Consider the following 21243-nt stretch of genomic DNA (forward strand, 5'->3'; position numbering starts at 1 on the left):
GATACCGCCAAAACATTAAAGTGGCATGCGCATGATTTCCTGATAGGATTCTATGACTTTGTTACGAACTTGCATGGTCATTTGCAGCATGATCGAGGACTTCTGCCCTGCAATCGTGACCTGGTGGACATCCTGAATTTGGCCCATCGCAAACTGGTCTGCCAAATTTGCCGAGTCTACCTGAGCTTGATTGACCTGACTTAGCGCATCGGATAGATACGCTGAGAACGATTTGCTTACCTCAGCCGGCGTATAGGTTTTGGTCTGAAATTGGGGCTGCACTCCGCCAATCTGGGAAAGCGCGTTAATATCCATCAGTTACAACTCCTTTCCCTACTTGATTTCCAGTGCTTTCATCATCATGCTCTTCGCACCGTTCAATATCGTTACGTTTGCTTCATAGGCTCTCGATGCCGATATCATGTCTACCATTTCCTTCATCATGTCGACATTCGGCATCAAAACATAGCCTTCGCCATCAGCATCCGGGTGCGTTGGATCATACACTCGCTGGAAGCGGGTATTGTCTTCACGGATAGAGGTTACCCGTACGCCTTGCTCCGTTTTGCCGGATACCATGCCTATTGCTCCCTGCAATACGCTGTCAAAGGACTGACTCGCCGCTCTCGGGGACAACTCAACGATTTTTCTTCTGTACGGCTGCCAGGCCCCGTTTACATATGTAGCGCGGGTCGTGTTTGCGTTGGCCACGTTGGCCGCAATCGTATCCAGTCTGAGCCGGTTTGCCGTCAGAGCGGAGGCGCTGGTATCAATTCCTTGAAACAAGCTCATTCTTATCTACCTCCGCCTTCTATTACGCTGCGCAATTTTTGAAAATGCCCCGCTGTCAACTGAGTTAACCCGTTGTACCAAATCAGGTTTTTGGCATACTCGCTCATTTCAAACTCGAGATCTACATCATTGCCGTTGTTCTGAACGAAGTTTTCTGAGTTGGAGACGATTCTCGGCACCACATTCAGACCGCTGTCTGCGAATGGGAGATGCCGGGCATTGGTACGATACGCCTGCAGCTTTTGTTGTCCAGAAGCCCCACTCATTTCTTGTTTAAGTAGGTCTTCAAACACAACTTGCTTGCTCTTGAATTGCGGGGTGTCAATGTTAGCAACGTTGTTGGCTATCGTTCTTTGTCGAAGCGTGGCCGCGTCCAAGGATCGCTCCAAGATCCCTAAATGGTTATTTACGAGCATTTTTTTCAACTCCCCAAACCTTTCTTTTTCGCTCCATTCCCACAAAAATTCCATTTTTTCCTGTTAATTCGACACCAGAATACGACTCCATCATAGCAAAACTGGTATGACGAAAAAAGCCCTATTCTCACAAGTTGTGACAAAATGATTCAATGGGACTAAATCCCTGAAGCTTCCTGTTTTTGTTAGTGTGATGGAAAATTGTAAAAGAACCTTACATATATTTGAATTTACCAGCTTTTTTTCTTAATATTTTTTTACAGTTTCGATTCAATTCCCCCAATTTCGACAAATAGCTAGGTCTAAAGACCTAGAAAAAGGTGTAGCCTGTTTAGCTACACCTTACCTTTACCCGTTATTTATACAGTTGAAACCTGGCTAACAGGTTTACTTGAATCAAAAAAGTGTCATGAAGTTTTCAGCTTTTCCAGTTCTGGCAGCAATTTCTCATTCAGCACCTTAATGAAGGTACCTTTCATTCCCAAGGAACGAGATTCGATCACACCGGCACTTTCCAGCTTCCGCAGCGCATTTACAATGACAGAACGCGTAATACCCACACGATCCGCAATCTTCGATGCAACCAGCAGACCTTCTTTGCCTTCCAACTCTTCGAAAATATGTTCAACAGCCTCGAGTTCACTGTAGGATAGGGAACCAATCGCCATTTGTACGACTGCCTTGCTGCGCGCTTCTTCCTCAATCGCCTCAGAACGCTCGCGCAGAATTTCCATTCCGACTACAGTTGCCCCTACTTCGGCAAGGATCAGATCATCATCGACAAACTGATTATTGACCCGTCCAAGGATCAGAGTACCCAATCGATCACCGCCGCCCATAACTGGAACCAATGTCGTCCAGCCTGTGCGGAATACTTCTTTCATCTCTACAGGGAAAATGGTGTACGGACTGTCAACGTCCAGGTTTGCGGAAGTCTCCTCCACTTTGAGCAAGCCGAGGCTGTACTCTTCAGGGAAGCGGCGCTCCTCCAGCATTTTACGGATGCGCTCATTGTCTACTTCCTGGTGGATCGAAAAGCCAAGCAATTTTCCCTTGCGGCTGACCACAAAGATGTTGGCTTCGATCACATCGCTCAATACTTGAGCCATCTCACTAAAGTTGACCGCGTGTCCTGCTGACTTTTGCAGCAGACGGTTGATTCTTCTTGTTTTTGACAACAGATCCATTATGGTTTCCTCCCAGTCAATAATTGACTATCGTATGTTTTATAGGATGTACTGGCTCAAATCCTTGTTGCCGACGATAGAGCCGAGCTTCTCGCGCACGTATTCCGGCGTGATCTGCACCACATCCAGATGAATCTCAGGGGCCTCAAAAGAAAGGTCCTCCAAAAGTTTTTCCAACAGGGTGTGAAGCCGTCTTGCACCGATGTTGTCGGTGGACTGATTTACTTCTGCGGCCAATCGGGCAATCTCCGAAATGGCATCCAGGGTAAACTCTACCCGAATCCCTTCTGTTTCAAGAAGAGCGATGTATTGCTTCAGGAGAGCGTTTTTGGGCTCCGTCAAAATCCTGACGAAATCCTCTACCCGCAAGCTGGTGAGTTCGACCCGGATCGGAAAGCGTCCCTGAAGCTCCGGAATCAGATCGGATGGTTTGGCAATGTGGAAAGCGCCGGCAGCGATAAACAAAACAAAGTCAGTCTTTACCGGACCGTATTTTGTCATCACGGTAGAACCTTCCACGATGGGCAGGATATCTCGCTGTACACCTTCACGCGATACGTCGGGACCTCTCCCATCCTTGCCGGCGATCTTGTCGATCTCATCAATGAAGATGATGCCATGATTCTCGGCTCGCCGGATCGACTCCTGCGTAACTTCATCCATATCCACCAGTTTTTGCGCTTCTTGCTGAATTAATACCTTTCGTGCATCTTTAATTCGCAATTTTCTCTTCTTCGTCCGCTTCGGCAGCAGATTGCCCAACATGTCCTGCATTTGCATCCCCATTTGTTCTGTACCCGGAACCTGGAACATGTCAAACATGGAGGGGGATTGATCCTCCACATCGATCTCAATCATCTGATCTTCCAGTTGTCCGGCTTCCAGCTGCCACTTCGCTTGCCGGCGCTGCTGCTCAATCGAAGTGTCTTCCGGCTCAGTGGATTGCTGCTGCTGCTGCCCGCCGCCGAACAGCATTTCCAGCGGGTTTTTAAACGACTGCTGCTGCTTTCGCGTTGGAACGAGGATATTCACGATGGCCTCGTTGGCCAATTTTTCAGCCTTTTCCTTGACGGATTCCATCTTCTCCTGTTTTACCGTGCGAATGGCTGCCTCTATCAAATCACGAACCATCGACTCCACGTCGCGGCCAACGTATCCGACTTCCGTAAATTTAGTGGCCTCCACCTTGATGAAAGGCGCGCCTGTTAATTTGGCGATCCTGCGAGCAATCTCTGTTTTCCCCACACCGGTCGGGCCGATCATCAGGATGTTTTTCGGTATGACTTCATCCCTCATATGCTCCGGCAGCATGTTCCGGCGATATCGGTTGCGCAAGGCCACGGCAATCGCTTTTTTGGCTTGGCCTTGGCCGACGATGTATTTGTCCAGATGCTCTACAATCTTGCGCGGGGTTAATTGTTCAAGGCTCAGCACCAGGAGTCCTCCCTTCCTTTCACTTCATCTCATCGACAACGAGATTGTCGTTGGTGAATACGCAAATCTCAGCAGCTGTCCGCAAAGAAGCTTCGGCAATCTCTCTTGCACTCAGATGCGGCGCATACCGTTTCAACGCCCTGCCTGCAGCCAGCGCAAAGCTTCCGCCTGAACCAATGGCCAGAATACCGTCATCCGGCTCGATGATTTCGCCGTTCCCGGAGATCAGAAGCAAATTGTTTTTGTTGCAAACGATCATCATCGCTTCGAGTCTCCTGAGAACTTTGTCCATCCGCCATTCTTTGGCCAATTCCACAGCGGCTCTTTGCAGGTTCCCGTGGTACTCCTCCAGCTTTGCTTCAAACTTTTCAAACAGGGTGATCGCGTCGGCTACCGAGCCGGCGAAACCGGCAAGTACCTCGCCGCGATACAACCGTCTTACTTTTTTCGCGCCGCGCTTCATTACCATGCTGTTGCCGAACGTGACTTGACCGTCGCCAGCCATGGCCGCTTCTCCGTTATGGTGTATGGCAAAAATAGTAGTAGCGTGAAACTGTTCCATTGCAGATTCCTCCCGCTTATGTACTTCCGGCCGATCCTGGGCGGGAATGACCCGCGCGTGGATGGGCTGCGTCGTAAACATGGCGCAACCGTTCCTTGGTCACATGCGTGTACACCTGAGTTGTCGAAATATTGACGTGACCAAGCAGCTCCTGTACCGTACGCAAATCCGCACCTCCGTTGAGGAGATGGGTAGCAAATGTGTGACGAAACGTATGAGGCGATACACGCAAATTGAGCGCGTGCGTCTCCACGTATTTGTCGACGATACGGCGGACACTGCGGTCGGAGAGCGGCTCCCCGCGATAATTGAGAAGAAGATACCCGTGGTCAGCCTTGTCGGCGAGAAGCTTTTTCCTTCCATTATCTAGGTATTGCCGAAGAATGTCGCACGCATAACTGCCGATCGGAACATATCTTTCTTTCGCGCCCTTTCCGTAAACCAGGGCGACTCCCATGCTTGCGTTCACTGCATCCAATGTGAGAGTTACCAGCTCGGACACGCGAATCCCACTCGCATACAACAGCTCAAAAATGAGCCGATCCCGCATGCCAAGTGGGGTTGAAGTGTCAGGCAGGTCGAAAAACGATTGCAGTTCATTCGGGTACAGAAAGGATGGCAGTTTTTTCTCCACTTTGGGCGTCGATACCAACTGAAACGGATTTTGCGCCAGTTGACCTTCCCTTAACAAAAAACGGTAAAGACTTCGCAAACTGGACAGCTTGCGGGCGATGCTGCGCCGCGATAGACCCTTTTTAGCCAAATGCGCGAGAAAGGAGCGGCCGTGCAAATAAGAAACAGCAGCAAATACAGGGATTTGGTGCTGTTCCATAAAGGCGACGAATTCGCTGATATCTGCCACGTATTGCTTCACCGTGTGAGGAGAGGCGTTTTTTTCGACGCGCAAATAGCCTACAAACAGCTCAATTGCCGTGGATATTTGCTGTGAATTGTCCATCTGACACGCACCTCCTCAAAGGCACCTATATAGTAACATAGCCAAAAATCTGATATCAACCTAATTTGTGTCGTTTTTGTGTAAAATTCTGAATTGTGTCTAGCGCCCGCTCAGCGAGTTTTTCGTTTTTCTCTCGTTTGTTGCGGATGCGCTTCTCAAGCTCCGGAACAAGCCCAAAGTTGGCATTCATCGGTTGGAAATTATTCGGATCAGTTGTTGTGATGTAGCGGGCCATGCTGCCCATAATCGTTTCCGGAGGCAAAACGAGCAGCTCTTCGCCTTTGGCCAGCCTGGCCGCATTCAGACCAGCCAGCAAGCCTGACGCAGCAGACTCCACATATCCTTCAACACCCGTCATCTGCCCTGCAAAGAACAGCGTATCCCGGTCTTTGTACTGGTATGTCGGCTTTAACAGCTTCGGGGAATTGATGAATGTATTCCGATGCATGACGCCGTAACGGATAATTTCGCAGTTCTCAAGACCGGGAATCATGGAAAAGACTCGCTTTTGCTCTGGCCATTTGAGATGCGTCTGGAAGCCGACGATGTTGTAAAGCGTTGCCGCGCTGTTATCCTGACGAAGCTGAACAACCGCATACGGCTGTTTTCCGGTACGGGGATCAATCAGTCCAACCGGCTTTAATGGACCAAACAGCATGGTTTGCCGGCCCCTTTTTGCCATGACTTCGATCGGCATGCAGCCTTCAAAGAAAATTTCCTTCTCGAAATCCTTGAGCGGAACAGCCTCCGCTTCGATCAGAGCATCGTAAAAGCGATTGAATTCTTCCTCCGACATCGGGCAGTTTAGATATGCCGCTTCGCCTTTGTCGTAGCGGGAAGCCACAAAGACCTTCTCCATGTCGATGGAATCCTTCTCAATAATAGGAGCAGCTGCATCGTAAAAGTACAGGTACTCCTCGCCGGTCAAGGACTTGAGCTGCTCAGACAAAGCCGGCGAAGTAAGCGGTCCTGTCGCAATGACGACGATACCGTCCGGGATTTCTGCAACTTCTTCTGTCATTACGTCAATCAGCCGATGGTTCCGTACGGCATCGGTGACGTACTCGGCAAATTCATGCCGGTCTACTGCCAGCGCTCCGCCGGCAGGCACCGCACATTTGTCCGCTGCTCCGATAATGACAGATTCGAAGCAGCGCATTTCTTCCTTTAACACACCTACTGCATTGGTCAGCGAGTTGGCACGCAAAGAGTTGCTGCAAACAAGTTCGGCAAATTTATCGGTATGATGGGCCGGCGTCTGCTTTGCCGGGCGCATCTCGTACAGTTTTACGCGTACGCCCGATTGGGCGATCTGCCAGGCTGCTTCACTCCCCGCAAGCCCGGCGCCGACCACTGTCACATACGGTTGATTTGTCATGCTGTTATCCTCCATACGTTCTCAGGAATCTGCTTCTTCCTGGTAATCGCACTTGGTGCACACCACGCTGACGCCCTGTTTCTTGCGCTTTTTCTCGACCAGCAAGCTGCTGCATTTCGGGCAGGGGCGCGATATTGGCTTATCCCAAGAGACAAAATCGCAGTCCGGGTACCTGTTGCATCCATAGAAAATACGGTTCTTCTTGGATTTACGTTCAATGATCGATCCGGTTTCACAGTTTGGGCACTTTACGCCAATCTCTTTAACGATCGGCTTTGTATTTCGGCAATCAGGGAATCCGGAGCAGGCGAGAAACTTCCCGAAGCGTCCAAGCTTGTAAACCATGACACTTCCGCAGAGCTCACAAAACTCGTCTGATTCTTCGTCTTTTATTTCGACTTCCTCCATCTGCTCTTCAGCGACGGACACCCGTTTGGCGAAACCTTGATAAAACTCATCCAGCACCTTTACCCAATCCGCCTTGCCGTCTTCCACTCCGTCCAGATCCGACTCCATGTTTGCCGTAAACTCCACATCGAGAATCTCCGGAAAAAATTCTTCGATCAGGGTGATGACGATTTCCCCCAGCTCTGTCGGCAGAAAGCGTTTTTCCTCCAAAGTCACATAGCCGCGCTTTTGAATGGTTTCGAGCGTAGGAGCATAGGTCGAAGGACGCCCGATTCCCTGCTCCTCCAGCGTCTTGATCAGCCTTGCTTCCGAATAGCGTGGAGGCGGCTGTGTAAAGTGCTGGGCGGGTTCGATTTCCTTCAATTCGAGGGTTTCGCCTTCCTCAATCGGGGGCAGGAAGGACTCTTCCTCTTTATTGTCGTCGCTTCCTTCTATATATACCTTCATAAATCCGGGGAATTTTACCTTGGAGCCTGTTGCCCGGAAGATTACCCCGTTTACGTCGATATCCACACTCATCGTGTCCAGAACAGCAGATGCCATTTGGCTCGCCAGGAAGCGCTCCCAGATCAGGCGATACAAGCGAAGCTGATCACGGCTGAGCACCTCCTTCAGCTGATCTGGAGCCCGCAGCACAGAGGTCGGGCGTATCGCCTCGTGCGCATCCTGCGCATTTTCGTTTTTTGCCTGTGTACGCTGTTCTGTCAATATGTAGTCTGCACCGAAATTCTCCAAGATGTACTCTTTTGCTTCATTCTGGGCGGTCACGGAAACTCTCGTTGAATCCGTTCGCATATAGGTAATTAGACCTACTGCACCTTCTTTGTTGCCCAGGTCAATCCCTTCGTAAAGCTCTTGGGCAATCCGCATCGTTTTCGCTGTCCGGAAATTCAGCTTGCGAGCAGCTTCCTGCTGAAGCGAGCTGGTGATGAAAGGCGGTGCGGGATTTCGCTTTCTTTCCCGCTTGGTGACTTTTTTTACCCGGTAAGGATTGTCGCCAATCCGCTCCATGACCTGTTTTACATCAGCTTCGGACTTCAGCTCTGTTTTTTCGTCGCCAATCCCGTAAAATTTGGCTTCAAAAGCTTTTCCTTTGCTGATCAACATGCTGCTGATCGTCCAGTACTCTTCGGGAATAAACTGCTGGATTTCCCGTTCCCTGTCCATGATCATCTTGACAGTGACGGACTGAACCCGCCCGGCACTCAGACCCTTGCGCACCTTTTTCCACAATATCGGACTGATATTGTAGCCAACGAGACGGTCCAGAATCCTCCTCGCCTGCTGCGCATTCACCAGATCCATGTTGATATGGCGCGGGTGCTTGAAAGCTTCCTTGATGGCGTCTTTCGTAATTTCGTTGAAAACTACCCGCAGAGGCTGGTTCAGATCAAGGCCGAGATATTGAGCCAGATGCCAGGCGATCGCCTCCCCTTCGCGGTCCGGGTCGGCTGCGAGATAGACTTTTTTTACTTTTTTCGCAGCGTCTTTCAACGTCTTCAGCACGTCGCCTTTGCCGCGAATGGTTATGTATTTCGGTTGATACTGCTGCGTAACATCAACGCCCATTTGGCTTTTTGGGAGGTCGCGCACATGGCCCATGGACGCTTTTACTATATATTTGCTTCCCAAGTATTTACCGATTGTTTTTGCTTTCGCCGGGGATTCGACAATCACTAGCGTGTCAGCCATTTTTTTCCTCCCCTTTCTGTTAGGAATCTCCCCTATTATTAAATATGCTTATCCGATTTGTCAAACAGTTGAAGTACTGAGGCTCCGGGAGGATTCCAGACAGAAGTGACTATCGTCTCACATAATACCCTCCCGGTAGGCTGGCAATCACATTTTTGCTTTCCAGCTTAAGCAGCGTTCGATACAAATGGGCCTGGTCCGCTTCCGTAAGGTGCCGGCCTACTTCATCCATATGGATCGGCTCGTAGCGGATATGCGCAAACAGCCTTTGTTCTTCGGCATCCAGCAAGGCAATTCCTTCCTCGCCCGCCGCCGAACTGCTTTTCTTTCCTTGCGCGATCGGCTTCCAGTGTGCAGGGAGCTCATTCAGGACATCCTCGATACCTGTTACTAGCTTTGCTCCTTGTTTGACCAAGTTATTCGGTCCGACGCTCACCTCGGAAAAAATCGGACCGGGCACGGCAAAAACCTCACGCCCTTGATCCAGCGCGCAATCGGCCGTAACCAAAGAGCCGCTCCTCTCCGCGGCTTCAATCACGATTACTCCTGCGCTTAAACCGCTGATGATCCGGTTGCGCTCGGGAAACAGCCCCGGAACAGGCGGTACGCCGGGCGGATACTCGGAAATGAGCAAGCCTGCGGATTCAACCTCCCGGAACAGGGAACGGTGAGCAGTAGGGTAAACGATATCAATGCCGCAACCCAATACGCCAATCGTCGCCCCATTGACCCGCAGAGCAGTCTTATGGGCTTCCGCGTCGATCCCGTGCGCGAGGCCGGAGACGATCACCAGCCCTTCGCCGCACAGCTGCTTTACCAGATGTGTACAGGCGGCACGTCCATAGTGGGTTGGTTTTCTGGAGCCAACAATGCCGATAGCCGGGCCAATCATGAGGTCACGGTCGCCTTTGTAGAAGAGAGCCAGCGGAGGATCGGGTATATCGAGGAGCAAAGGAGGAAAGGCCTCTTCCCAGCATCCAATCAATCCGATTTTGTTTGCTCTCAAAAAAGAAAGCTGTTTCGACGTCCTTTCTTCGGTCAGCCTCTCGACTCCCGCTCCGATCACTCTGGCTGAGAAGCCTGCCTCTGCCGCCACGTGACGCCACTCTTTTCCCACTGTCGAAAACGATCCATGCTTTTCGTACAGTTCTCGCAGCTTCTTTCTTCCCAGACCCGGAATGCTCACAAGCCCGCAATACCACCCCATCTCCTCTGCATGTCTGTCGACAGCTGTCATCTACATTGCAACCTCCCTCGCACTCTTTTGCTTTTATTCTACAAAGAGACAGAGGGGTGCTCTAGAAAACTTGACTGCTCAGGTCTTTTCCTGTTTGTCGAAACGTGTTGGACTTCTGTAAAAACAGGGCACTGGCAAGACGCAGCCATGAAAAGGGACAAAAAAAGAAAGGGCAGGCACAGAGCCTGTCCTTTTCTATTGCACAAGCAGAAATTCTGCTTAGTTGCTCATTACTTTTTCGAGAAGGCCGCGTTCTTTCAGAACTTCAACCAGGGTTTCTCCAATTACTGCCGGAGTTTTCGCTACGCGAACACCGCATTCTTCCAACTTGGCGATTTTTTCAGCGGCTGTTCCTTTACCGCCAGAAATGATGGCACCAGCATGGCCCATGCGTTTTCCTGGAGGCGCTGTTTGGCCGCCAATGAAACCGATAACCGGTTTTTTCATGTTGGCTTTAATCCACTCTGCTGCTTCCTCTTCGGCAGTACCGCCGATTTCACCGATCATGATAACAGCTTCGGTATCCGGATCTTCATTGAACATTTCCAGAACGTCGATGAATTCCATTCCTTTTACAGGGTCTCCACCGATACCTACCGCTGTCGATTGACCGATGCCGCGGGTGGAAGTTTGGTGCACCGCTTCATAAGTCAAGGTACCGGAACGGGAAACGATCCCCACTTTACCTGGCTTGTGAATGTAGCCTGGCATGATGCCGATCTTGCACTCGCCCGGAGTGATGACGCCAGGGCAGTTCGGTCCGATCAGTTTTGTCTTTTTGCCTTCCATATAGCGTTTTACTTTCACCATGTCCAGGACAGGGATGCCTTCAGTGATGCAGATTACGAGGTCAAGGCCAGCATCGACAGACTCCATGATGGAGTCGGCAGCGAACGCAGCTGGCACGTAGATCACGGAAACGTTCGCGCCCGTTTTGTCTACCGCTTCTTGCACAGTGTCGAATACAGGAATGCCGTCAACTTCCATGCCGCCTTTGCCAGGGTTCACGCCGCCGACCATTTTTGTTCCGTACTCGACAGCACCTTGCGCGTGGAAACGTCCAGTTGCACCAGTAATGTTTACGGTAATGACTTTCGTGTCTTTATTAACAAGAATACTCATCGCGTATATTTCCCACCTTTTTCATCACGTGTAGATACCGTTCGAAAATATGGCCCATCGAACCTGTACGTCAGGGGATGTTCGTTATTTTACCAACGCTACGATCTTTTCAGCGCCGTCCGCCATGGACTCGGCAGCAACGATGTTCAGACCGGATTCGTTAAGAATTTTTTTACCCAAATCGACGTTGGTACCTTCCAGACGTACCACCAACGGACGATCAAGCTTCACTTGTTTGGCAGCGGCCACGACACCATTTGCGATGACATCGCACTTCATGATACCGCCGAAGATGTTGACGAAGATCCCTTTTACTTTCGGGTCTTTCAGGATGATCTTGAACGCTTCCGTAACTTTTTCTTCCGTTGCGCCGCCGCCTACATCGAGGAAGTTGGCTGGGTCGCCGCCGTAGAATTTCACGATATCCATGGTTGCCATGGCAAGACCGGCACCGTTTACCATGCAGCCGATGTTTCCATCAAGGGCAATGTAGGACAGGTCGTATTTGGAAGCTTCGATTTCTTTTTCATCCTCTTCGTCCAGATCGCGCAGCTCTTGGATGTCAGGGTGGCGGAACAGAGCGTTACTGTCGAAGTTCAGCTTGGCATCGAGTGCCATAACTTCGCCGTCGCCGGTAACAACAAGCGGGTTGATTTCAGCGATGGAGCAATCTTTGTCAACAAATGCCTGATACAAGCCCATCATGAACTTGACAGCCTTGTTAACCAGTTCTTTCGGAATGTTGATCGCATATGCCAGCTTTCGTGCCTGGAAAGCAGTCAAGCCAGTCACAGGGTCGATTACTTCTTTGATGATTTTCTCTGGAGTGCGCTCTGCAACTTCCTCAATCTCCGTACCGCCCTCTTCAGATGCCATCATCACGACGCGACCCGTTGCACGGTCAACAACAACACCTACATAGTATTCTTTCTTGATGTCGCAGCCTTGTTCGATCAAAAGGCGCTTCACTTCTTTTCCTTCCGGGCCGGTTTGGTGTGTCACCAGAACTTTGCCGAGGATTTCTTGGGCGTATGTACGAACCTCATCGAGGTTTTTCGCAACCTTCACGCCACCAGCCTTACCACGGCCACCTGCATGGATTTGCGCTTTCACCACAACGACCGAAGTGCCCAGTGCTTTCGCCGCTTCAACCGCTTCATCAACTGTGAAGGCAACTTTTCCCTCAGGAACTTTTACACCGTACTGCTTAAGTATCTGTTTGCCTTGATACTCATGAATGTTCATTCTCCATCCTCCTATGGCAGATAAAGATCGGCAGTCCAACCGTGCCAGACGCTAACTTTTGCATGATAAAAACTGCCACTATCAGTGCAACATGACTATTCTACGACAAAATTCGCAAAAGTGGTAGTCTCATCATCGGTTTCTTCTCTTTTATCCTGACCATATGAGGCGAACTTCATGAAATTTGGCTTCTACTTTTTTGCCCCAAGGAGGCGCATAATTTCGTCATCAAGCTTGTTTTGCGCATACCACTTCCCTTGGTAGCGGAAATAGTCGTTGAAAAAGTGTATGGTAAGATTTTTCTCGCCTACTATAAACGTCAGCTGGTATCTTTCCTGCCCTGCATTTTGCGGTGCCTTTGCGAGCGGAACACTGTTTTTTAACAACCGGATGCATTGATGGGCCATTCCCTGCTCGACAGTGGTCTCCGTCGGCTTTTGTTCCATCGCGGCCACCTTTTCGTCCCCGGTCGCAACCAAGCGGATCGTCGTAGCTTGATAAAGCTGCTGAAAGGAATCATCGGTCGTTTTGCGAGGAGGCATCCACTGGGTCAGTTTGGAAAACAGCGAACCTTGAATCCGGTAATACTGCGTCTCCCGACCGAACGGAATGGCGATCATCGTCGGAGTAAGCAAAGTCACGTCCAGCATTCTCTCCCCGGTGTCTATCCTCAGTTGATAGTACGGATGAAGCGGATATTGCTGCTTTTCTTTTTCGGCAAGCGGTTCTGCCGCCAAAAACGTCTGCTGCACAACTTCCGTCTGTCCGTTGTCAAGCGACAAGGTCTGGTTCAGATCCACCGCCGACAGCACAGCGTTCCGGTATGTGCCCGAAATCAGGCCCATTCCGGCCTGACGGTAAATCCATTGATACAGCTTCACTGCCCCCTGTCCCCGGTACGTATTTTCTCCGTACTGGCTTGCCTGTTCTCCTACTTCGACAACCAACGGAGCCTGTTTTGCCCTGTATAAGACAAGCGTGTACCTGATTTCATCGCGGGCCAGCAATTGATCCGACTTTTGCAAGTCTCCCCCTTGCTGGGGCAATTCCTTGAGAAATGTTTGCAATTCCAGAGGAACTTCGACACCATCTGTAGACAGCACGGTAACCTTTTCAACCGACCCTAGTTCGTTGTCGATCTGCTTTTTCATGTCATCCGGCTGTCCATTTGAGTTTTCTGCACACCCAGCCAAAAGCAAGCCGGCCATCAGCACCGGAAACAGATACGTCCGCAAATTCACTTTCATGCAGGTACCTCCCCATCGTGTTCGCTTTTCTGTCTATACACTCACAGAAGCCCCAATCGACGGCTGATTTCGCTGCCCAATTTACGCTTCACGTAGATTTCACCGATCTGATGCGGATCTTTAACAGCGACAGAGCGATTGTTCGTTCGAATGGCCACGAATTTCTCGTTGTTCTTGTCCAAGCCACATACCAATTCTGAGCCCACTTCCACGAAAATAGCGACCACATATTTATCCTGCACTTTTCGTAACGTTATCTTGGGAAATGGAGTCAAAAACGGAACCGTTTTGTCCTGGATGTACTGCGTGATGGCCAAAACGTATTTGTCCGGGTCCCCATAATGCTCTACTTCATGGTTTACGCCGATGATTTCCCCCTCATCGGAAATTCCTAAAAACAGATTGCCGTTATTGGAATTGGCAAAGGCTACCACCGTTTTAATAATGCCGCTTTTGGAAAGCAGAAAGTCCCGCTTGAACTCAATCATGTCATTTTCGCCGAGTTGCGTGGCCACGGCAGGGTCATCCACACGCCCCAAATAACGAAAGCGGCTGATTGCGCCCAAGCGGTACACATACTCCTCGAAAATGTCAGCCGGCAATGCGATGTCGGTGATAATCATGTCCGCGTTTTGCCAGAGCTTGTAGGTTTGTGGCGAAAAACACATATCAAACAATACAGAACTTCCCAGGGAACGAATATTCATCCCGATGGCTGCCGGTTGCGCCTCCAGCGGCTGATAAAGAACGCTGCTTTCCACTTCCATAACTCCGTTGTACATCAGGTAGTCGAAGTAATGGCGAGGCAGTATGACAGCATTCTTCAGCAGCTCTTTCGACATTGCCGGCCGTTTCGTAACGTTGTAAAAGTCAAAGAGAACACTTTGTTCATCCACTTCCTTGATGATCGCTAAGAATGTACATGTATGGCGCATAGTTCCCTCTTTTGCTCCTGATTCATTTGTCTTATTCTATATCAGCCTTTCGACCATTGACCAGTATTTTTCTGTTAATTGCGGAAATGAACCGGTTTTTCCAGAAAAATGACTTGCTTTTGATCCCGGCGTTATTGATATCTTTGCAGAATCGACTGCAGCTTTAAGGACAACCCTATATCACCCTTTACTTTAAGCTTTCCCATCATGAAGGCAACTGTCGGATTTAATTCTCCCCGAACCAGCTTGATGAAGTTTGCGTCCGACATCTCCAATACACAAGCCGCTTCTTCCTGGCCCCCTTCGACTACCGTTACAGCATTCCCTGAAAAGGCTATCTGGAATAGGCCGCTGTCCTTCAGCTGGAAATGGAAAATTGCGCGAAGCCCCTCCAAACCAGCCGGATTAGCGTTTATTTTTTCTGCCAACGTTGAAATCGTTTCTTGTACTGTCATTTGGATCACTCCTAACCGGAATTATCAGCTTCTGTCCGCTCTGCCCAAATATTCCTTCTATTTACAGCATAGTCTCATACAAGGTATGGAGTAAAGACAAAAAAAGAAGCCGGACTAACCTAGTAACCGGCTTCTCTTCTTTTTGTGAACGTGTATCGCTGCTGTCACGGGTACGATTTTGCGGTGCAGAAATGGCTATGGCTATCTGACTCTAACTGCGGTTCCGGTGGCGATCACCATCATCATGCCCTCACGGAGCGTTTCGAAGTCAAGATCGACACCAATGACGGCATTCGCGCCTAAAGCACGCGCTTTGTCTTTCATCTCGCGAAGGGCCATCTCCCGGCCTTCTGCCAGCTTGCTTTCGTATGCGCCGCTTCTTCCGCCGATAATGTCCGTAATGCCTGCCAAGAAATCGCGCACAACATTGGCGCCCAAGATAATTTCCCCGCTTACAATATCGATATACTCTTCGATCTCTTTCCCTTGCAATGTATTGGTTGTTGTAACAATCATTCCGGACCCTCCCGTTTGTATCAAACTAAGTCGCTCTTTCTATGTAATACGTCGAAATTTACGTTGGGTTTCACTTGTAGTCGTTACATAATATTTGCCCACTAGCGATTCGTTTGCGTCCGCTCTACGGGTGTACGCTCTTTCTGCGGTGCCACTTCTGCAGCTTTGCCTTTGCTACCTTGCTTGTGCAAATCGATGTTTTTGTTTTTGGACATTGGATATCCTCCTGGGACAATCGTTTTCTTCAGTATGCTCCGGAACAACCCCTCATATTATCATAAGCCGAAGTGCATTCTATACGATAATGGAAACGTAGGAGGCACCTGATGAAAGAGCCTTTAAGGACAAGACAGCATACGGAGATGGAAGATTCAACAGGCCTGCAGCAGCTGGTTGAGCTCATAAACGCGAAGGGAGACACCGGCGAAATCGAACAGATACTGTCAGAGAGCGGATCAAACGGTAGTGAACCGCTTTCCGAAGCAGACGATCTTCGGCCCTGACAATCTGAAAAAGAGTATCCTTCTATACAGGAGGAACTCTTTTTTGGTTTTCCCCCAACTCTTTTGGTGATACATTATTCGTATTGAATTTGAAAGCGAAGGAATTGATTCGGAGGAACTTGGAGATGAATGGAATTCGGCTTGCTTTACAAGACATTAAAGAGATGTGGTCATCCCACATCTTGCGAAGATCCGTGCTCGGCTTGATGGTTCTCCCCCTCTTGTACAGTTTTCTCTATCTGTGGGCGTTTTGGAATCCAACTGAGCTTGTCAATCGACTTCCCCTGGCTGTGGTCAATCTGGATCGGGGAATGACACAGGGAGCGAGCAAGGTTAACCTGGGACAAGACTTGGCGAATAAACTGATTGCCGACGAGAAAACCAATTGGAAGGAAGTCAGCTTGCCTGAAGGCGAAGAAGGGATTAACAAGCTTGACTTTTTCATCTTGCTGATTATCCCTGAGGATTTTTCTGAGAAAGCGTACAGTGCAGGTACCTCCGCTCCTGAACAGACGCAGCTTCAATACCGTATCAATGAGGGAGCAAGCATGCTGGGTGCAAAAATTTCCAGAACGATAGCAGAAACGGTGGAAAAACAGCTCCAGCATGAGCTGACAACCAGATATCTTCAGGTTGTCTTTGAAAATCTGATGGAAGGTGGAGAAGGCCTTCAAAAAGCGGCCGATGGATCAGCCGCGCTTGCTGCCGGAACAGATCAAGCCTTAAACGGAGCCAGCGCACTCACAGCCGGATTGCAGGAGACGCACTCGGGCATGGAAAAATTGTCCGCGGGACTTGCTGATCTATCAAAGGGTGCCAATCAACTGGAAAACGGGATTATTCGCCTGGACACTGTGGCCGGTCTATCGTCAGCGGCAATTGGGAAAACTGCGGAGCGCCTGCAATCGGTCGTTTCAGCTTCTGAAAAGCTGTCCAGTGATTTGGATGCCCTTTCCGCTGGAGCACAAGCGTCAATCAGCGAGCTTCGCAGCGGCCGTCAGGCTATCGCGTCTGTTGCGGACTCCATCAATACAAGCGCACAGGCTGCGGCTAAACTCCGCGATGACGCATTGGCTCCGGTCAACACAACTCTGGAGAAGCAGCGGGCAGCGATGGACGAACTTAACCGTTCGCTCGTCGGCTTGTTTGAAACCAATCCGGAGCTGAAGAATTCGGAAGCGGGAAAAAGGGTCTTGACTGCTTTGGAAAATGCCTATAGCTACCGCCAAACCGTACGGGATGATATGGAGCAGGCAAAGCGATCTGTCGAGCAGCTTCGCGCCGATATGGCCAATGCCCATTCCCGACTAAAGGAAACAGACCAGAGCATTCAAAAACAAACCGATCAATTAAAGACTGCACTGAACCGTATTCATAGCGGAATAAGCAGCCTTTCCGGCAAACTAAAGAATGACGCTGCCCTCGCTTCGTTGCCTGAACAGCTTAGTAGCTTGTCTGAAAATATCCACAAGCTACAGGAGGGCAGTACTGCTCTAGTCAACGGTTTACAGACCTTCAGCCAAGGGTTCTCCCGCTTGCAGGAAGGAAACACCCGACTGTTGGACGGTGCCAACCAATTAAGCAGCGGTCTTGGGGAAATCTCCCGCGGACAGCATGAGCTGACCCAGAAGCTCCAAGAAGCGGCAGGGATGGCCAAGCAAGATGGGAAGGTTGATCAGCGGGTACAGGTTATCGCCGACCCGGTCCTTGCGGTTGAGCAAAACCTGCATCCCGTGCCCAATAACGGCACTGGGTTTGCCCCTTATTTTCTCGCGCTTTCGCTATGGGTAGGCTCGCTGGTGCTGTTCTTTGTGATCGACATAAAAAAGGTGTACGCGATGCCGAAGCGTCCGATTTCCTATATCACGAATAAATATTTTGCCCTAGCCTCGGTCAGCATCCTGCAGGCGGTTATTTCCGTGTTCATCCTGCACGCTGGGCTTGGCGTCCATACAGAGCTGCCCCCTCTTCTGCTTTACGGTTTTGCCATCCTGATCGGACTGTGCTTTACCGCCATATTGTTTATGCTCTTGTCTGTTCTCGGCAATGATGTGGGAAGATTTGCTGCTGTACTCATATTAATGCTCCAGCTTACGTCTAGCAGCGGATCTTACCCGGTTGAACTGGAGCCTGGTCTGTTCTCCTTTATTCAGCCGTTTTTGCCGATGACCTATGCGGTAGAGGGGCTTCGACAGCTTATCTCTGTCGGAAACACGGGAATCCTGCAGATCGACGCATTGGCTCTCTTTTTGTTTGGGCTCGGAGCGTTGGTTCTGCTTTACGTCACAAAGCGCCGGAGCATTTTTGAGGAGATCAGTCAATCGGCTTAGCTTTGCAAGTTGTCTGTGATTCCGTTATGATTACCGGTATGAATCATGGTCAGGAGGCAGTTTTTTTGGCACTCACCTATAAAAAGAAGAGATTTAGTTCCGTTCAGATTATCGTGTTCTTGTATTTATGCAGTGTACTGGTATCCTCTCTATTGTTATGGTTGCCGTTCTTCCACCTTCCGGGCGTAAAGCTGTCCTTTATTGATGCCATGTTTACCGCGGCCAGTGCCATCAGCGTAACAGGACTGAACGTCATCACGATTCATGAGGTCTTCAATCAAAAGGGAATCATCCTGCTTACCCTGCTCTTTCAGGTGGGCGGGATCGGGATTATGACCTTGGGAACCTTTTTTTGGATGATGCTGGGACAGCGAATCGGCTTGGAGTACCGCAAGTGGATTGCAACTGACCACAATCGCCCGACATTGGCCGGCCTTGTGGAATTGATGCGCAACATCATCGTTCTTGCTGTCGTGATTGAACTCGTTGGGACCATTCTTCTCGGCAGCTATTTTCTGATCGCCGGCTATCACCAAGACTGGTATGAAGCTTATTACTACGGATTTTTTGGGGCGGTCAGCGCCTTTACCAATGCCGGATTTGACATCTACGGAAATTCGCTGCAGAGCTTTTCCCATGACTATATCCTGCAATCCATTACGATGGGCCTGATCATCTGCGGCGCGGTGGGCTTTCCTGTGCTGATCGAACTGAGAAACTACCTGGCCCATCGGAGAGTGAGGCAACGGTTTGCCTTCTCTCTATTCACAAAGATTACAACTGTTACCTTTTTTTCCTTGATTGCAGTTGGGACCCTGCTGTTTTTCCTGTTTGAAAAAGACTCTTTTTTGCAAGGAAAAACCTGGCACGAATCGCTGTTTTACTCTTTGTTTCAGTCTGTCACTACGCGAAGCGCCGGGTTGTCCACCATGGACAGCAGCCTTTTGTCCACGCCTACGATCGTGGTTCTCTCAGCGCTCATGTTCATTGGGGCTTCTCCAAGCAGCGTGGGAGGCGGGATTCGGACGACAACCTTTTTCGTCCTCGTCGCTACGGTGGTCGCATATATGAGAGGCCGAAAAGACGTGAAGGTTTTTCGCAGAGAGCTTGTCGAAGAAGACATCATTCGTTCGTTCATCGTCTTTTTTGTTGCCATCATGCTCGTCATCGCTGCGGTTGTGTCCTTGATGTGGATCGAGCAGCTCCCGCTTCCGCAAGTGCTGTTTGAGGTGTGCTCGGCCTTTGGAACAACAGGGCTATCGATGGGCATCACATCCGAACTGAGCGGTGCCGGAAAGATGATATTGATCGTCATGATGGTCATCGGCCGGATCGGGATCATCAACCTGCTGCTGTTTCTCAAAAAAGACGAGCGCATTATTACGTATCACTATCCGAAGGAACGGATTATCATTGGTCAATAAACTGTTTGAAAATAGTAACACGGGATGCGTTCTTGCCATGCATCCGTTTCTTGCGGCCCTCTTCCGATGAAGAGGGTCGTTGCTTTGCGGGAAAGTGTAAGCTTTTCTCGCCGACGCCGACAACTTTTGGCTACTGTTCCCCTCGCTTGTATATCGTGCGGTCTTCAAAGCGAGTGACGGCTTCCTCGGCCATCGCATTGCCTTTTTGGCTGGCTTTGATCTTCACGTATGCTAATTTTTGTATAAGGATACGTTCATATAAATGGGTCCACTGGAATAGTTGACACACTCTAAATAGTAGGCTCCAGGCTCAAGTACAAAATTTTCCTCATTATATTGTTTTCCAATGATGGACATAGACAAGACTTGGCCATAATCATTAACGATATAGACCTTTGCATCTGGGAACACTGGATAGCTTACACTACCTAAAAATGCAGCTAGCTTAACTGATGTTCTTGAATCAATGGTGAATTTTCCTGAGGAAGCTACGCCACGGCTATCCAATCTGGAACGGTTAAACCAAAAGAATGCATTCTGATTTTGTGTTTCAGCTTGAACCTTGCTTTCCCCTTTGTTCAATTGTTGCGTTTGGTTTTGTTTGATCTCGCTTGCAAAAGCGGCTTGACTGCCAAGCGTTAAAGCTGATACAGCAACACCACATAGCAGAATCTTTCTGAATGCTCTTTTCATCATCTTCTCTCCTTTTTAATTTCCATTTAATTATATTAATAGTTTATATATGGATTTTTTGAGAACCTCCTGATAAACGTTTTGGGGTACAGCAATAAAACAATAGACAGCGACTGTCAAAGCAGATCAAAAGTAGAACAGTATAGAAACCTTTTCGATAGAATCACCATTTTTCAATTAAATGTATCCAAAGGGAATAAATCCCTAAAACGAATACGGTTGAGCAATTTTAAAAATTTCATTGGAAATCGAAACAATTCTTATATCAACAAAAAAGCCCCCTCGTAGGGAGCCGAAAGAAGGAACCCGCCCAGGGAACCGAAAGTAGTTTCGCTTCTAACATGAGAACATGAACAATCCTCGAGGGGGACGGAAGATAAGCGCACAGAAACAATTATTGTTTCAACAGCCAGTGAACGAAGAGAAGTTCGTTATGCGGTGATCCGGGAATTGAAAGCATTCCAAGCCCTCCGAGTCGTCGTTCACAAGCCGCTTGCCTAATGCCTTTTCTCAAAACGGAATAGGCGTTTCTTCATGGGGGAGCAGCAGAAAACGCGGCTCTCTTTTGACCAAATGGTGACTCGAGTCTGAGAATACACCTGTTACAATTGAAACTGTCCGTTCTAAATGTCTTCTTATCCGTCGATGAAACGCCGTGTGCGATGAAAATCGCCCGCTCGGTGTAGGCCTGACCAAAACCACAGATCAT

Annotated in this window: 20 protein-coding genes; 3 read left to right on the forward strand and 17 right to left on the reverse strand. The window is 49.4% G+C overall.

Annotated features, from left to right (window positions below; translation table 11 throughout):
- Positions 1-15: 15 nt before the first annotated feature.
- The 16 genes from fliE to Q3F21_RS14590 form a co-directional block, all read right to left on the reverse strand.
- On the reverse strand, positions 16-315 hold the full coding sequence (gene fliE / locus Q3F21_RS14515) for a flagellar hook-basal body complex protein FliE (protein ID WP_340254080.1): 300 nt from the start codon (positions 313-315) through the stop codon (positions 16-18).
- An 18-nt stretch (positions 316-333) separates the two neighbouring features.
- Positions 334-792, reverse strand: coding sequence for a flagellar basal body rod protein FlgC (gene flgC / locus Q3F21_RS14520; protein WP_340254083.1), 459 nt, complete (start codon positions 790-792; stop codon positions 334-336).
- Between the two features lie 2 nt (positions 793-794).
- Complete coding sequence (gene flgB, locus Q3F21_RS14525) at positions 795-1208, reverse strand: flagellar basal body rod protein FlgB (protein ID WP_340254162.1); 414 nt, start codon at positions 1206-1208, stop codon at positions 795-797.
- Positions 1209-1615: 407 nt separating this feature from the next.
- The gene (gene codY / locus Q3F21_RS14530; RefSeq protein WP_340254086.1) at positions 1616-2395 is read right to left on the reverse strand and encodes a GTP-sensing pleiotropic transcriptional regulator CodY; all 780 of its coding nucleotides are present in this window, start codon (positions 2393-2395) and stop codon (positions 1616-1618) included.
- A gap of 39 nt (positions 2396-2434) precedes the next feature.
- On the reverse strand, positions 2435-3829 hold the full coding sequence (gene hslU / locus Q3F21_RS14535; RefSeq protein ID WP_340254089.1) for an ATP-dependent protease ATPase subunit HslU: 1395 nt from the start codon (positions 3827-3829) through the stop codon (positions 2435-2437).
- A 19-nt stretch (positions 3830-3848) separates the two neighbouring features.
- Positions 3849-4391, reverse strand: a complete 543-nt coding sequence (gene hslV, locus Q3F21_RS14540; RefSeq protein WP_340254092.1) for an ATP-dependent protease subunit HslV — start codon at positions 4389-4391, stop codon at positions 3849-3851.
- A 16-nt stretch (positions 4392-4407) separates the two neighbouring features.
- Positions 4408-5349 carry a tyrosine recombinase XerC gene (gene xerC, locus Q3F21_RS14545; RefSeq protein ID WP_340254095.1) on the reverse strand — a complete coding sequence of 314 codons (942 nt, stop codon included), beginning with the start codon at positions 5347-5349 and terminating at the stop codon, positions 4408-4410.
- Positions 5350-5404: 55 nt separating this feature from the next.
- Positions 5405-6727 (reverse strand): FADH(2)-oxidizing methylenetetrahydrofolate--tRNA-(uracil(54)-C(5))-methyltransferase TrmFO, encoded by a 1323-nt coding sequence (gene trmFO / locus Q3F21_RS14550; RefSeq protein ID WP_340254098.1) that lies wholly within the window; start codon positions 6725-6727, stop codon positions 5405-5407.
- 21 nt (positions 6728-6748) lie between these two features.
- On the reverse strand, positions 6749-8827 hold the full coding sequence (gene topA, locus Q3F21_RS14555; RefSeq protein ID WP_340254101.1) for a type I DNA topoisomerase: 2079 nt from the start codon (positions 8825-8827) through the stop codon (positions 6749-6751).
- Positions 8828-8936: 109 nt separating this feature from the next.
- Positions 8937-10064 carry a DNA-processing protein DprA gene (gene dprA / locus Q3F21_RS14560; RefSeq protein ID WP_340254104.1) on the reverse strand — a complete coding sequence of 376 codons (1128 nt, stop codon included), beginning with the start codon at positions 10062-10064 and terminating at the stop codon, positions 8937-8939.
- Between the two features lie 219 nt (positions 10065-10283).
- Positions 10284-11186, reverse strand: coding sequence for a succinate--CoA ligase subunit alpha (gene sucD / locus Q3F21_RS14565; RefSeq protein ID WP_340254106.1), 903 nt, complete (start codon positions 11184-11186; stop codon positions 10284-10286).
- 84 nt (positions 11187-11270) lie between these two features.
- Positions 11271-12431, reverse strand: a complete 1161-nt coding sequence (gene sucC, locus Q3F21_RS14570) for an ADP-forming succinate--CoA ligase subunit beta (RefSeq protein ID WP_340254109.1) — start codon at positions 12429-12431, stop codon at positions 11271-11273.
- 191 nt (positions 12432-12622) lie between these two features.
- Positions 12623-13678 (reverse strand): hypothetical protein, encoded by a 1056-nt coding sequence (locus tag Q3F21_RS14575; protein ID WP_340254112.1) that lies wholly within the window; start codon positions 13676-13678, stop codon positions 12623-12625.
- Between the two features lie 41 nt (positions 13679-13719).
- Positions 13720-14613 carry an AlbA family DNA-binding domain-containing protein gene (locus tag Q3F21_RS14580; RefSeq protein WP_340254115.1) on the reverse strand — a complete coding sequence of 298 codons (894 nt, stop codon included), beginning with the start codon at positions 14611-14613 and terminating at the stop codon, positions 13720-13722.
- A 131-nt stretch (positions 14614-14744) separates the two neighbouring features.
- Positions 14745-15068, reverse strand: coding sequence for an SCP2 sterol-binding domain-containing protein (locus tag Q3F21_RS14585; protein WP_340254118.1), 324 nt, complete (start codon positions 15066-15068; stop codon positions 14745-14747).
- A 201-nt stretch (positions 15069-15269) separates the two neighbouring features.
- Positions 15270-15584, reverse strand: coding sequence for a YbjQ family protein (locus Q3F21_RS14590; RefSeq protein ID WP_340254121.1), 315 nt, complete (start codon positions 15582-15584; stop codon positions 15270-15272).
- A 326-nt stretch (positions 15585-15910) separates the two neighbouring features.
- Here Q3F21_RS14590 and Q3F21_RS14595 point away from each other — a divergent pair, with 326 nt between their 5' ends.
- The 3 genes from Q3F21_RS14595 (at position 15911) to Q3F21_RS14605 (ending at position 19841) form a co-directional block, all read left to right on the forward strand.
- Positions 15911-16087 carry a hypothetical protein gene (locus Q3F21_RS14595; protein ID WP_340254124.1) on the forward strand — a complete coding sequence of 59 codons (177 nt, stop codon included), beginning with the start codon at positions 15911-15913 and terminating at the stop codon, positions 16085-16087.
- 125 nt (positions 16088-16212) lie between these two features.
- Positions 16213-18417, forward strand: coding sequence for a YhgE/Pip family protein (locus Q3F21_RS14600; protein ID WP_340254126.1), 2205 nt, complete (start codon positions 16213-16215; stop codon positions 18415-18417).
- A 38-nt stretch (positions 18418-18455) separates the two neighbouring features.
- Positions 18456-19841 carry a TrkH family potassium uptake protein gene (locus tag Q3F21_RS14605; RefSeq protein ID WP_425341258.1) on the forward strand — a complete coding sequence of 462 codons (1386 nt, stop codon included), beginning with the start codon at positions 18456-18458 and terminating at the stop codon, positions 19839-19841.
- Between the two features lie 231 nt (positions 19842-20072).
- Here the strand turns inward: Q3F21_RS14605 and Q3F21_RS14610 are convergent, their stop codons facing one another.
- Entirely contained in the window at positions 20073-20534 is a 462-nt protein-coding gene (locus Q3F21_RS14610) for a hypothetical protein (RefSeq protein WP_340254132.1), read from the reverse strand.
- Between the last annotated feature and the right edge of the window lie 709 nt (positions 20535-21243).

This window comes from Brevibacillus borstelensis (genome assembly GCF_037834415.1).
In the GTDB taxonomy this organism is placed as follows: Bacteria; Bacillota; Bacilli; order Brevibacillales; family Brevibacillaceae; genus Brevibacillus; species Brevibacillus borstelensis_A.